This window comes from Wolbachia endosymbiont (group A) of Norellia spinipes (assembly GCF_964273535.1).
Window position 1 is genome coordinate 700429 of the sequence record NZ_OZ187006.1, and the last position, 13420, is coordinate 713848.

General features: G+C 36.3%; 11 protein-coding genes and 2 pseudogenes. 9 read left to right on the top strand and 4 right to left on the bottom strand.

Annotated elements, in window-relative coordinates; translation table 11 throughout:
- The first annotated feature begins 22 nt into the window (after positions 1-22).
- The 7 genes and pseudogenes from ACFZP3_RS03485 to ACFZP3_RS03515 all read left to right on the top strand — a co-directional run.
- Positions 23-2395: an ankyrin repeat domain-containing protein gene (locus ACFZP3_RS03485; RefSeq protein ID WP_386086853.1), complete on the top strand. Its 2373-nt coding sequence runs from the start codon at positions 23-25 to the stop codon at positions 2393-2395.
- A 315-nt stretch (positions 2396-2710) separates the two neighbouring features.
- Complete coding sequence (locus ACFZP3_RS03490) at positions 2711-3022, top strand: hypothetical protein (protein WP_386086854.1); 312 nt, start codon at positions 2711-2713, stop codon at positions 3020-3022.
- Between the two features lie 402 nt (positions 3023-3424).
- Positions 3425-3973, top strand: coding sequence for a head-tail connector protein (locus ACFZP3_RS03495; protein WP_386086855.1), 549 nt, complete (start codon positions 3425-3427; stop codon positions 3971-3973).
- Positions 3974-4299: 326 nt separating this feature from the next.
- Positions 4300-4710, top strand: coding sequence for a DUF3168 domain-containing protein (locus tag ACFZP3_RS03500; RefSeq protein ID WP_386086856.1), 411 nt, complete (start codon positions 4300-4302; stop codon positions 4708-4710).
- Entirely contained in the window at positions 4685-5074 is a 390-nt protein-coding gene (locus ACFZP3_RS03505) for a phage tail tube protein (protein WP_182159821.1), read from the top strand. Before ACFZP3_RS03500 ends, ACFZP3_RS03505 begins: the two co-directional genes overlap by 26 nt.
- Positions 5075-5139: 65 nt before the next feature.
- Positions 5140-5916: a hypothetical protein gene (locus tag ACFZP3_RS03510; RefSeq protein ID WP_386086857.1), complete on the top strand. Its 777-nt coding sequence runs from the start codon at positions 5140-5142 to the stop codon at positions 5914-5916.
- Positions 5917-6169: 253 nt separating this feature from the next.
- Positions 6170-6271 (top strand): annotated as a pseudogene (locus tag ACFZP3_RS03515) (IS630 family transposase); the annotation flags it as partial.
- Between the two features lie 544 nt (positions 6272-6815).
- On the opposite strand, the gene pth reads toward ACFZP3_RS03515, so the two are convergent.
- Together pth and ACFZP3_RS03525 are read right to left on the bottom strand one after the other, a co-directional pair.
- Positions 6816-7364, bottom strand: coding sequence for an aminoacyl-tRNA hydrolase (gene pth / locus ACFZP3_RS03520; protein ID WP_386086858.1), 549 nt, complete (start codon positions 7362-7364; stop codon positions 6816-6818).
- 2 nt (positions 7365-7366) lie between these two features.
- Positions 7367-7975, bottom strand: a complete 609-nt coding sequence (locus ACFZP3_RS03525) for a 50S ribosomal protein L25/general stress protein Ctc (RefSeq protein WP_250295275.1) — start codon at positions 7973-7975, stop codon at positions 7367-7369.
- Positions 7976-8120: 145 nt separating this feature from the next.
- Here ACFZP3_RS03525 and ACFZP3_RS03530 point away from each other — a divergent pair, with 145 nt between their 5' ends.
- Positions 8121-8420, top strand: coding sequence for an ETC complex I subunit (locus ACFZP3_RS03530; RefSeq protein WP_253309377.1), 300 nt, complete (start codon positions 8121-8123; stop codon positions 8418-8420).
- Positions 8421-8505: 85 nt separating this feature from the next.
- A pseudogene (locus ACFZP3_RS03535) lies at positions 8506-9580 on the top strand (IS256-like element ISWpi15 family transposase); the annotation flags it as partial.
- On the opposite strand, the gene ACFZP3_RS03540 reads toward ACFZP3_RS03535, so the two are convergent.
- The gene (locus ACFZP3_RS03540; protein WP_386086859.1) at positions 9545-10393 is read right to left on the bottom strand and encodes a hypothetical protein; all 849 of its coding nucleotides are present in this window, start codon (positions 10391-10393) and stop codon (positions 9545-9547) included. The pseudogene ACFZP3_RS03535 and the gene ACFZP3_RS03540 sit on opposite strands and share 36 nt — an antisense overlap.
- A 65-nt stretch (positions 10394-10458) precedes the next feature.
- Positions 10459-13107 (bottom strand): valine--tRNA ligase, encoded by a 2649-nt coding sequence (locus tag ACFZP3_RS03545; RefSeq protein ID WP_386086860.1) that lies wholly within the window; start codon positions 13105-13107, stop codon positions 10459-10461.
- Positions 13108-13420: the final 313 nt, after the last annotated feature.

Sequence of the window (13420 nt, forward strand, 5' to 3'; positions counted from 1 at the left end):
AAATAAATTGAGAGGAAAGGTTGTGGCAATAGAAAAGGAAAAGTTTTTTGAAATAATACGCAATGTGAGTGAGAGTAAAGGTTTGAATAAGGATAATTTGCTTGAAAGGATAGGGAGTAAGCTAAAAGGTGTAAACCCAGAAGCATATAGCACTTATAACAATTTGAAGATAGATAAGCTATTCATGATACAAGATTTAGATAAAATTGCAAGTTACACATTGTTACATCTTGCTGTGGAATGTAACAGTGTACCAATAGTAAAACTCCTACTAGAAAAGAAAGTAAAAGTTGATGAACAAATATCGGGTGATTTTAATTCTAAATTCACTGCTTTGCACATTGCTGCTTTGCATGGTCATCAAGAGATGGTTCAGCTTTTATTAGATGCTAACGCAAATCCTTTACTAAAAGATAGTCAAGGCCGAACTCCAAGAGATATGGTTAGCAATATACCAAATAAGGATATCATAGTAGAAATGTTAAAGGAAGGAGAACAACGTTATGCTGAGGCAAGAAAGAAAAGACTAACTTATGGACAAGGCACTTTACCGCAGCCTAATAATAAAACTCCAGGAAATTTAGCTGTGGGCGGAAATAAAATAACTGCTGCAGTGCAAGCATGGAATGCAAAAGGTCAGGGAGAGAACAATGGAACTACACCAAACAACAGAAAAATCTATGTACAAAATGAGAATGAACAGACTTCTTCAAACTCAATCATTAATGAAAACAATACAGACAAAGTAGGTGATACATTAGAAAGAGAACAGGCTAAAAGAGATGCTGTGGCGCAAAAGTTGCAAGAGGCAGAACAACGACTTGCCAATAATCAGAAGCGCATAGAACAAACTTATTTGCACAATCAACACACAGAACAGCAGTATACTATACATAATGGGGAACAGATCTCTTTAGATTCGACTATTGATGAAAGTAATAGTAGTGACAGTGGAATAAATACTTCCACAGAAGACATCGGTAAAGAGTTAGAAAAACACAATACACAGGATGAAAATGGATTGACTCTTTTACATCGTGCTGCTGGAAACAATAATAAAGAATCAGTGAAACTTTTGTTAGAATATGGAGCAAAAGTTGATGTACAGAGTAAAGATGGCCATACCCCTTTACACTATGCTGCTGTACTTGGTTATGTGGAGATTGCAGAATATCTAATAGATAAAGGAGCAGATGTTGATGCACAAGATAAAGCTGAGTATACTCCATTATATTACGCTCTTGCAAATGACAATAAAGAATTAGCAAAACTTTTGATAAAACATGGAGCAGATCGCTCATTGATAAAGGATGAAGGCCTAATAATAGATAGACTAAACAGTATGTGTGGTCAGCTATCTGAGGTTGTATCTGGTACTTCTTCCCATTCCAAAACACACAATGCAACGGAAACTCCAGAAGAAACAGAAAAGGTTAAAAAACGTAAAGTTAAATTAAAAAAATTATGTGCTCAGCTAAAGGAAGAGAATCAATCACTAAAACAAAAAATACAAGAGCTAGGAAATGAAAACGCAACGCTTAAGGGTGGACTAGGCAAAACAAAAACTAAAACAAATGAAGTACCATTAGAAAAAGCGCAAAAGGAACTAGAAGTATTGAGAAATTGTGTCACTGGACATGGAACTAGGCTGGAAGCACTTAATAAACTCGACGAAGAGAATCAATCACTAAAACAAAAAATACAAGAGCTAGGAAATGAAAACGCAACGCTTAATAGTGAATTAGAAAAAACAAAAACTAAAACAAATGAAGTGTCACTAGAAAAAGCGCACAAAGTACTAGCAGAACTAAAGGATGACGTAGCTGGACATGAGGCTAGGCTGAAAACACTTAATAAACTCGACGAAGAGAATCAATCACTAAAACAAAAAATACAAGAGCTAGGAAATGAAAACGCAACGCTTAAGGATAAATTAGACAAAACAGAAAGTCAGTATTCTAAAGCAGAAGCGTTGTTAGAAAAAACGCAAAAGGAACTAGAAGAATCAAAAAGTTGCATAGCTGGACATGAGACTAAGTTGAAACAACTCAATAAAGAGAATGAATTACTAAAACAAGAAATAAAAAATCTGAAAAATGAAAACACACCACTTAAGGGTGAATTAGGCAAAACTAAAACAAATGAAGTGTCGCTAGAAAAAGTAGGAAAAAGACAATTTTCCCCAAAAGTTGTCTATGCGAGCCTTGCAGCTATGTTAGTAGTAGGTGCTGCTCTTAGTATTGCTTCTGGATTGTCTGCTCTATTAATAGTTGCAGCTTCTATGGTATCTGCACTGATAGCCGGTGGCATTACATACACAATATCAAAACCCATCGCTCCTGACACTGAATTGAAAGAAGTGGATATTCAAGGTTCAGCACGACAGTGTTTGTAAAACTTAGCACCTACATCTGTACGAACATTGTCCAAGGAGGTAATGTTCGTACAGTTATGTGTCAGCTACTTGCATGACACCCTGGCAATCGTCATCCCGCTACTTGTTAGCGGGATCTAGAGATACCGTGACGGTATGACGGTTAATTGTTCCGCGCGGGATGACAAGAAAGGAGCAGCAGGATACCATGTCATTCCAGCGCATGACGCTGGAATCTAGTAAAAAGTATTTGCAAGTTACACAGTAGTGTGAATTTTTTACTTCGGTAGTTTTTCATTATCATTATAATCATAATAGTAGTTGAGTTTAATTGATATGAAAACTTTTACGAAAAATTTTAAAAATAACGAAAAAAAGCTAGAGGAGTTTAATAAGGAAATTGAAGATATAACAACTATAGCTCAAGATAAATTTGCACATGAACTTGAAAATATCGCATATGACAGTGTGCAAAAATTTTGCAGTCTGCTTGCTAAAGAGTTAAACTCCATCTTCAATAATATTCATTCTCAAAATTTTAATCTACTAAAATCCAGCCTAGTTGAATATGCTATAAGTTCAAATTTTATCAATAAAAAAGGAGAAACAGCTTTAATACGTTCTCTTCTTAATATATTCATACGATAAAGAATTTATAGCATAATCGTGGTGTCATGAAAGTAGCTCTGTACGAACATTTGTTTGCGAAGAAATATTATAGCCGGTTTTGCCTCAAACACAAAGATGTCATCCCAGTGCCATGACTACTTGGATCCAGAAATTTTGATTAGAGATTAAGTTGGTGAGCACGAAAGTGACTAACCTTATATTAAAAATAACATCTTTGACAGTGAAAGGCTGGATTCCAGTGTCAAGCACTGCCATCATAAAGAAACCAGTGTCAGCCACTTGGATGACACCGTCATAAAGGAACCAGTGCTCCTTTTTTTGTCATCCCAGTGCGTGACACTGGGATGACAGAAGAAGGTGCTGGGATGACAAAATAAGGAGCGTTAGAATGACAAAAATATATTTATAAGGAGGGTTATCATGTCAACAAGATCTACTTCACCAAGAATACATGTGCAACGTAAATCTAAGCCTGAATCTTTTCCAGTTACTTTAGAAGAGGTTAAATCTTTTTTACGCATTGAGAACGATCAAGATGATAAGTTGATTTCAGATCTAATTTTTATGGCAACTGATTATGCTGAGTGGCATATGGAAAAGTCACTGGTGAAACAAACATGGCAAGTTTCATATGAAGATTATGTACCTCGTAGGATCTATTTAAGCTATGGCCCTGTGAGTAAGATAGTATTGGCTACTGCAATGATGTCTAAAGGTCAAGAGAAGAGAACACTTAAGTATTATTTTAGTGATGTAGGGGGCTACGTTGAGTTTTTCAATTATTTGAATGCAATAAGAGTTGATGTTGTATACGAGGCTGGCTGTGACAATGTTCCTGAGCAGATAAAACTAGGTATTATGCGGCATGTTTCTGCTATTTACAAAGATCGTGAATCGGGGGTAAGTAGCCATTTGTCTGAAGTGAAGAAGGTGTATTCTCCATTTCGCGAACCAAAGGTTGTTTTGTAGCTCTTTCTTGTCATCCAAACTGGGCTACCTACGTCATACCGTCACGGTATCTCACATAGATCCCGCTAACAAGTAGCGGGATGACAGCAGTCCTACGTCAGTCACGGTATCTCGGCTGCTAACAAGCAGCGGGATGACGAGATAAATACCGTCATACCGCGATTCATTCGCGGTATCTCAGCCGCTAACACGTAGCGGAATGACAGCAGTCCTACGTCATACCGTCACGGTATCTCACATAGATCCCTCTAACAAGCAGCGGGATGACGAGTTTGTATCGGGAAACGCTGCTTATGTTTTAGCTATATATCTTTCGAGGATTAATCATGGAAAAAATTCAAGCTATAAACGAGTTGTACAATAGTATTTATGCAGCACTAAAAGCAAACTCTGATTTAAGGAAATATGTTACTAACATTTATGACTACTTACCTAAACAGGTCACCATTCCTTACCTGAGATTGCATGTAGTGAATTATAATAATCTGCACATGCTGTCCAATTTTGCTACAAAGGCAAGATTTTCATGCGACATATATACCCATCATATAGGCAGTATGTTTGCCATTATAAGGCATATTAACTTGATACTTAAGAGTATTAAATATTCTGATAATGAAACTATTTTGGAAAGTAATTGTGCTATTAGTCAGCGCGATGAAATTTTACATTCAACAATTAATTTTGATATTTTAATGAAAGGAGGCGATAATGAGCAAATTACAGCTAAAAATTAAAGATCATGACAATAATTTTATTGTGTTAAATAATATACGAAACCTAAGGTTTACTTTGCGTAATAACAGAGAAGAGGTGAAAGATATTTCTTCTTTTGGCTGGAGAAAAGTGCTCGATTGTGCTGGAAGCAGACACATTACGATAAAAATTAATGGAATTTTAGACTCTGTATTAGCTGATGAATTATTACGTAATTCTGCTATATTAAACTCTAATAATGATTATGAAATTAATTTTAACACTAAGGAAAAGATCAGATTACGGTGTTCAGTTGAACTGTATGAGAGATATTATGACCCCGCTGCTTTTGACAGTTTTACTGTAATTTTAGCGAGTGCTGAAGTTGTAAACGCTTTTCATTAATGTTAATTTAATTTTTTCATATACAATAGTAACTGGTGAGAATTTTAACTAAATTAAAAAAAATCATGAACGACGAAAACCTTTTCGAGGAAGACGGTGGTAATATTGAAGAAAATAACAATGACAGAAGAGAGAGAAGTTTAGAAAATGAAAATCAAGAAGAACAATACAAAGAGGAAGATAAGCAATACATAATACAGTATATTCAAGACTATTTAAAAGTTTTTGAGGATATTCTAAATCAGATCGACGAAGGAATTGATAATTTGGATAGTTACGAAAGGACTATGCAAATAAAGCGAAGCATAGACAGGCTCATAGAGACTTTATATAGTCAGGCTGCGTCTGAAGATATTGATGCAGAATTTGAAACCACAAAGCATACTCGCGATAAATCAGAATCTATGAAAAGGGTTAGAGAGAAAAGAAGGAAGCAAGCAATAGAAGAAGTATTAAGTAGCATGTTTGCCCAGCAACAAAAGGAGCTAATGAACGCTAAACACTTAAGTCATGGACATGAAACAGCACATGATGATGAAGCAAAAAAACGAGTGAAGTCTTCAATCAGGGGAGTGTTGTTTTCGGTGATTGCTCATAGGATGGATCCAAGAAGGAGAGCAAGAGAAACTGCTGACGATAACGAAAAGCAAGCTCATATATATGGCAGGGAAGCAGTTGGTGGAGCTTTAGGTGCATTGTTAAAAACATTTTTAACAGCAGTTACTGCCGTTGTGCGCGAAATTGCTAAGCCACTTCAGCATATCAGCAAACAGGAAACATCTTTTGCAAAACAAGTTGAAGAAAGCAGAAACGCAGATTCACAAAAAGGTCGATCTGTGTAGACTTTTCCTTGTAATAATCTTTCGATTCTACTGTCTGTTAATTCATAATTAGGGTTATATAGCTAACTGAAAAAAGGTTACCCCAGAAGGGATAAAAAGGTATAAAATGGCTTTAGATAAGGTAGAATGATGCCAAAGTGAGGATCTGAGGGAACGTGTTTTGAAAGTAGTAGACGAGAAAAAAATGACTATGGAGAAGATAATCAAGAGAAAAGATAATTGAAAAATTTGGCAATATGTGCAAAGACAAAGATACTCGCCGGATTTAAATCCAATTGAAAAGTTATGGTTTGCCATCAAGCATGCCATAAGAAAAGCTCTGCAGAACTTTTGGCCCGATATCAATTCGGCTATTGATTTTAGCACTCGGGGAAACCTTACTTGGGTTAGCTATAGTTTGCTTGCTCACAAGCAAACTTTCCTGGATCCAAGTAGTCAAGCTACTCGGATGACATCCTCCCTAGTGAATATTGCTCTTAATTTGTAACTAACCCAAGCCATAAATATTAAGAAATTTACCAAACGAAAAAAAAGACAAAGAACTCCCGTGGTGCGAGTTTTGACCCTATAATAATTTAAACTGGCGCTGTAATAATGTGCTAACGCTTAAAATAAGCGCGATTTGGCTGAATGTAGAAAAAATTTAAAAGACATGCAGCCGCTATAATTTTATGTAATCCGCCAAAAAATACCCTAAGTTTTTTACTGAATTTTGTCATTGAGCCTGCAGGTCAAAAACAAGTTTTGAGTCATAAATACCCTTATTGTCATAATAAGGGGGCTGGCGGAGTTTGTCAAGGAAGTTTTTTGTTTCCACTGAATGACAGTTGTGGCTTGGGAGGTAGTACAAGAAATCTGTTATTTTAATTGTGTGAAATTTAGTTTTGTGTTTCATAATATTATACAATCAAATTGATAAAAGCTGTATTATCTCCTTGCAGCATTAAGTGTATATTTTTTGCTATTTTTTCCACTAAGGGAGTAACGTTATCAAAATTTGAAAATTTTGATAATACATAATCTGCTAAGCTTTTTTCATCTTCAGGTCTACCCACTCCAAATCTCAAGCACCAATAATCATTACCAATAAAACTATCTATGGATTTAAGTCCATTATGTCCAGCAGAGCTACCACCTTTCTTTATTTTTATTCTTCCAATTTCCAAATCAGCGTCATCGTGTATGACAACGATATTATCTAGCGATAATTTGTAAAAGTTTCGTATTTTTGCAACAGGGATGCCTGAATTATTCATAAATGAATAAGGCTTTATTAACATGATTTTATTATCATTAATTATGCCAGAGGTTATTAGATAATCGGCTTTTTTAGAAAACGACTGGAAATTCCAATATTTGTAAATTTTATCAACTACGATGAAGCCGATATTATGATGAGTTAACTCATATTGACCACCAGGGTTACCAAGTCCAACTATCAGATGCACTATTACTCTGTTTCTGCTTGAGGTTCTTCAACGTCACTATCGGCAGCAGAAATTGTAACAATAGTAAAATTTTCTTCTTCATGAGCTACAAACTTAACACCTTCTGGTAATTTTACATCATTAATATGTATAGACTGGCCAATCATTTTACCGGATAAATCAACTTCAATAACCTGAGGTATTTTATCAGGAGAGCATTTAACAGCAATAGAACGACACAAAACATTAAGCACTCCACCTAACTTGATCCCTGGAGCTTTACTTTCATTCACAAATGATAGAGGTATGTCTATTTTAATTTCGCTGCCTTTATCAACAAATTGAAAATCAACATGTTGCACAGTATCCTTTACTACATGCAATTGGATATCGCGAACAAGAGCATATTCCTTTTTGCCCGAAATATTCAGCTCTATCAAATGTGCAGAAAGAGAGCCTGATTTATATTGCTTCGTGAATTCCTTTGCAGACAATGTTAAATTTACATTATCATGACCCTTCCCATATATGATTCCAGGGATGTTTCCTTTCTTCCTTAGAGAATGCATCGCTTTTGTTTTTGTTATATCACGTAACTCTGCATTAATTGTTACTATTTCTTGTTGCGTCATCGATTACTCCTATTCAGCTAATCCTTTTAATATAATTTAATAATAATATAACATAAAAATATTTATTTCAAACTTCATTCTTTCATACTAATTGTTTGTGAAAGGATTTATTTAGATGTATATTTAAGCTTATTTAACAAGAACTATGGGCATTGATGATAAAGTAGTTTTTAGGATTTATAAACCAACAAAAACTGCAACACAATCTGGTTTAGGTAATACAAATCTCTGGCACCTAAAAATTGAATCTGGTTCTTACTACATTGAACCTTTAATGGGGTGGGTTGGCTCAAAAGATCCAAAAAAACAGATTGTATTAAAGTTTGATTCTCTTGAAAAAGCAGTATTCTACGCAAAAAAACGCAACGTTAAATACGTAATTGAAATGCCAAAAAATGTTAAGAGGCTGCCAAAATCTTACGCAAGCAATTTCATACTAAAGTAAGTTGCACAACAAAGGGAGTGTTAAATAAACTGTGTCAAACCGAAAAAAAAGTAATAAATTGATATAAAAAAATGGAGGTTTGACAATGAGTCAGAAAGTAGTAAACAGAACTACCGGTTTGGTAGATTATAAAGAATTAGAAACAAATATCCTGTCGTCTATACGAGAAGGAAGACCGTTGACAGGAAGAGATGGAGCATTAACACCGTTTATAAAAAAGTTGCTGGAGGTAAGCCTGGAAGGTGAAATAGAAAACCACTTGTCGGCTGAAAGCGAAGAGAATAATCGAAGAAATGGGAGGAATGCAAAGACTTTACGTACAAGCGCAGGGTCATTTGAGCTTTTGACGCCAAGAGATAGGGAAGGAAGTTTCGAACCACAAATAGTCAAAAAAAGGCAAACAAACTTACATCCAGAGCTTGAAACGAAGATTTTGAGCACATTTGCCAGTGGTATGGGCTATAGAGATATAGTGTCACATGTTGAGGAAATTTATGATCACAAAATATCGGTGGCAGAGATATCAAGTATTACTGACAAATTGCTACCAGTAATCAACGAATGGCGTAGTCGCCCGCTGCAGTCTGTATATCCGATAGTTTTCATGGTTTTTTAAAGTCAAAGAGGACGGGCATTGCGTAAGTAAATGCATGTATAACATATTAGGCATAGATCAAAATGGCAAAAAAGAAGTATTAGGTTTTTATTTGGCTGAAAGTGAAGGAGCTAACTTCTGGTTGGGAGTGCTAAATGACCTCAAAGAAAGAGGAGTAGAAGATATCCTTATTGCCTGCGTTGATGGGCTGAAAAGCTTTCCTGCAGCTATAAACAGTGTCTTTCCTAATGCGGAAGTGCAGATGTGTATAGTGCATCAGATACGCAACTCACTGAAGTATGTGGCCAGTAAAGATGCGAAGAGTTTTTTGAGCGATTTAAAGAAGGTATATCAAGCTTCAAGCAAGGAAATTGCCGAGAATTATCTGTTGGAATTGGATGAAAAATGGGGCACAAAGTACCCTATGGTTATAAAATCTTGGCAGAATAATTGGGAAAACTTGTCTGGTTATTTTAAGTATTCTGGTCCAGTTAGGAGGATAATCTACACCACCAATCCCATAGAGGGGCTACATAGGCAAATTAGGAAATTCACTAAGACCAAAATTTAACACTCCCGAATTAGTTGCTTCTTGTACTGCATTTTCTTGTAATAAAATTCGTTCCAGCATGCTTAGCGTTTCCTCGTACTTGTTAATATTTTCGTTGAACTTCTTTTCCGCTTCTAGAGCTTTATTAAAAAGAGTTTTATCAATATTAGAATTTTCAGATGAGTGCTTTTTGTTTTGTTTATGTAAACCAATATTTCTACTTGTCATATTGAGGGATGCCTTTAGATCCTCTATTTCTTTTGTTATCTTTTTTTCTAACTCCTCATTTTTATTTTCATCTCCCCCTTTTCCTTCTGATTCATCATACAGTTCTTCTCCTGATTCATCATATAGTTCTTCTTGTGATTCTAACTGTTTCTTTAACCACTCTATTTCCTCATTTAGCCTTTCAATTTCGCTTTCTAAACCCTGCTTTTCTCGAGTTAATTTATTTAATTGATTCTTCACTTCTTTGTTTGCAGCTTCTTCAGCTTCCTTTCCTAGAGTTATTTTATTTTCTAACTCTTGTACCTTACTCTCAAATTGTTGTTTTACGCTTTCTAACTCTTGCTCTTTTTCAGCAAATTTATTTTTCTCAACCTCTATTTTCTTATTATTACTAATCATCTTGCATGAAAGTGCGAGTATCAAAGTAGATAGTATAGATAAACTCAAGGCAACAGGAAGAGCTACATTAAAGACTGTAACTGAAGACAAGAACTCAACATAAGGGGCAACAGCAAGTGTCCCAGATGCAAGCAATACCAAAGTAGCAAAAGCACCAGCTATAAGATATGGTGCATTGGCTTTATTATATAAATCCCCCATTATTATTCCTTCACAACTAAAGTATTATAATAGCATAAATGTCAAGGGAAGTAAAGCTATACAAATCAGTATAAGTCTATATTCACTATGTATTTCCCGTCTTCAGTTTCAAGCTCAGACTGCATCCACTCTATCATTTCCGCATTGCAAACTGCTTGTAGGTCATTCTGCGCGGATTGATTCAATTTGTCCTCTCGTAGATCTGCTTTTATCACTAATTTCTTTATCAAATGCTTAACTGATACATTATTATCTGCTTTTATCTTTCTGATAATGTTTAATATCTGCACGCAATTGTCTCCCATTTCCTCTGAATATTTATCGTAGATAAGCTCTTCTAATTTTGGCCAATTACTTTGATTGTGTACAGAATTATAACTATACAACTGGTGGTATATCTCTTCTGTAATGTAAGGCAAAAAAGGTGCAAATAACCGCAAAATAACATTTAACACATACGCCAAGCTTTGTTTTGCACTTAAGGTTGCTTCACTGCTTCCGTACGCGCGTTTTTTTACTAATTCCAAGTAGTTATCACAAAAATCCTTCCAAAAAAATTCCTCTATTACGCCCAAAGCTTCGCAGTATTCAAACTGTAATAGGTTATTCGTTGCTCTTTCTATAACTTTGTATAACTTAGACAATATCCACTTATCTATTGTCTCGTGAGCAGAATTTATGCTCATTACTTGATGCTTTTCCATGAACATGGAAACAAACTTGCTAGCGTTCCAAAGTTTTGTAACTAGGCGCTTGCCAATTTTAAATATATTTTCAGAGTAGACTGTATCAACTCCAAGCCTTGAGTTCGCTGCCCAATAGCGTACTACATCAGCTCCATAAGTTTCAAGTATTACATGAGGAGTGATGATGTTACCTTTTGATTTACTCATCTTTTTCTTATCATCGGCTAAACACCAACCGCTGATCATAATGTTTTTCCAAGGTAAAGAATCTGCATGATAATGTGCCTTTAAAATAGTACAAAAAGCCCAAGTTCTTATTATCTCATGGCTCTGGCTGCGCAGATCTGCAGGAAATATTGTATTATAGCGATGATTTGGTAAGCTAAACTCACTGTTTACTGCCAGTGCACTTAGTTGAGGAGTAATTGAACTTGTGGCCCAGGTATCCATTACATCTTGATCTGGGATAACCTCTTCTTTGCTATACCCTTTTGGCAAATCTTTGAGTGGATCTATAGGTAGGTCCTTTATCTCAGCTAGAATAATTTTACCTTCTTCTCCCTTACGTTTGGAATACCACGCTGGAAATGGCACACCAAAATAGCGCTGCCTTGAGATGCACCAGTCCCAATTTAGCCCTTCTATCCACACTTCCATGCGTTTACGCATATTGCTTGGATGCCAATTGCATTCTTTTACTTTATCTAATACTTGAGCTTTTTGCTCTAAGGTCTTGATAAACCATTGATAAGTAGGCAATATCTCAAGTGGTGCACCAGACCTTTCTGCGCACTTAACAGAATGAGAAATGCTAGTGCTTTCTATTAGTAACTCCTTCTCAGTTAGGATTTCGATCATCCTCTTTCTTGCTGCTGTAACTTTCAATCCATTGATTTCATTGTAGATTCCAGCGTCACGCGCTGGAATGACGCCGGGGTGTGGTGGAATGACGTCTTCTTTTGTCATCTGAGTAGCCCTTTCTCCTGTCATCCGAGTAGCCCCTATGGTGTCATCCCAGTGCCCAGACACTGGGATCCATTCTTCTATTTCCTGGATTCCAGTGCCACCTATGGTGTCATCCCAGTGCCCAGACACTGGGATCCATGCTCTTTCCTTCTGACCATGTGGTGGATGCAGGTTCATCCTCCCATCCTGATCGATGATAATTTTCATCGGCAGATTATGCTTTTGCTGCCAATATATGTCGAGCTCATCACCGAATGTACAACACATAACAAGCCCAGTGCCTTTATCTACTTTAACCTTATCATCAGCTATTATTGGAACTTTTTCCTTTGTTATTGGCGCTACGGCTGTTTTGCCAATCAGATGGGTATAGCGTGCATCCTCTGGGTGGCAAAAAACTGCAACGCATGCGGGAAGTAACTCAGGTCGCGTAGTTGCAATATTGATCTGCTCATTTTCGTGAGTAGAGAAAACTATCGTGTTTAAGGATGACTCAAAAACTTTATCTTCTATTTCTGCTTGCGCAATTGCGGTTTTATCAACCGGATCCCAAAGAATAGGTTGCATTTTTCTATATGCATACCCTTTATTATATAGATCGATAAACGACATTTGAGAAAGTGTCACAGTTTCCTTGCTGATCGTGTGATATTCCAAACTCCAGTCATAACTAATGCCGACCGATTTAAATAGTTCCTTAAATTCTTGCTTTGATTTTTCAATAACTTCATGGCACATCTCTATAAATTTTTCTCTGCCAACTTCTTTTGCACGGGTTTTATAGGTTTGTTCAACCAATCTTTCAGTGGGGAGCCCATTATCATCAAACCCAATTGGATAAAACACATCTTTTCCCAGCATGCGCTGAAACCTTGCAATAAAGTCTGTGTGGCAATAGCTAAATATATGGCCGATATGCAATTTACCCGATATTGTTGGTGGAGGTGTGTCTATAGTGAAAGTGTTATCCTTTTCACCATTCCATTTATAAACTTTACTACCTTCCCATAATATGTTGCATTTGTCTTCAACTTCTTTAAAGCCGTATTTTTCTTTTAACATAAATATTTCTCAATTTTAAACCTTAAGCTAGCAACGTCATACCGCGATTCATTCGCGGTATCTCAGCCGCTAACACGTAGCAAGATACTTAACCGTCATACCGCCGCGGTATCTCTTAGCATAGATCCCGCTAACAAGTAGCGGGATGACGAGGTTATCGTCATACCACCACGAACCGTCATACCGCGATTCATTCGCGGTATCTAAGCCGCTAACACGTAGCAGGATACTTAACCGTCATACCGCCGCGGTATCTCTTAGCATAGATCCCGCTAACAAGCAGCGGGATGACGATTGTCGATAAACCTAAATT

Excerpts from the sequence above, each read along its gene's own strand:
- ACFZP3_RS03490 (WP_386086854.1), top strand. The coding sequence starts at position 2,711 with ATGAAAACTTTTACGAAAAATTTTAAAAATAACGAAAAAAAGCTAGAG.
- ACFZP3_RS03495 (WP_386086855.1), top strand. The coding sequence starts at position 3,425 with ATGTCAACAAGATCTACTTCACCAAGAATACATGTGCAACGTAAATCT.
- ACFZP3_RS03500 (WP_386086856.1), top strand. The coding sequence starts at position 4,300 with ATGGAAAAAATTCAAGCTATAAACGAGTTGTACAATAGTATTTATGCA.
- ACFZP3_RS03505 (WP_182159821.1), top strand. The coding sequence starts at position 4,685 with ATGAGCAAATTACAGCTAAAAATTAAAGATCATGACAATAATTTTATT.
- ACFZP3_RS03510 (WP_386086857.1), top strand. The coding sequence starts at position 5,140 with ATGAACGACGAAAACCTTTTCGAGGAAGACGGTGGTAATATTGAAGAA.
- ACFZP3_RS03525 (WP_250295275.1), bottom strand. The coding sequence starts at position 7,975 with ATGACGCAACAAGAAATAGTAACAATTAATGCAGAGTTACGTGATATA.
- ACFZP3_RS03530 (WP_253309377.1), top strand. The coding sequence starts at position 8,121 with ATGGGCATTGATGATAAAGTAGTTTTTAGGATTTATAAACCAACAAAA.
- ACFZP3_RS03540 (WP_386086859.1), bottom strand. The coding sequence starts at position 10,393 with ATGGGGGATTTATATAATAAAGCCAATGCACCATATCTTATAGCTGGT.
- ACFZP3_RS03545 (WP_386086860.1), bottom strand. The coding sequence starts at position 13,107 with ATGTTAAAAGAAAAATACGGCTTTAAAGAAGTTGAAGACAAATGCAAC.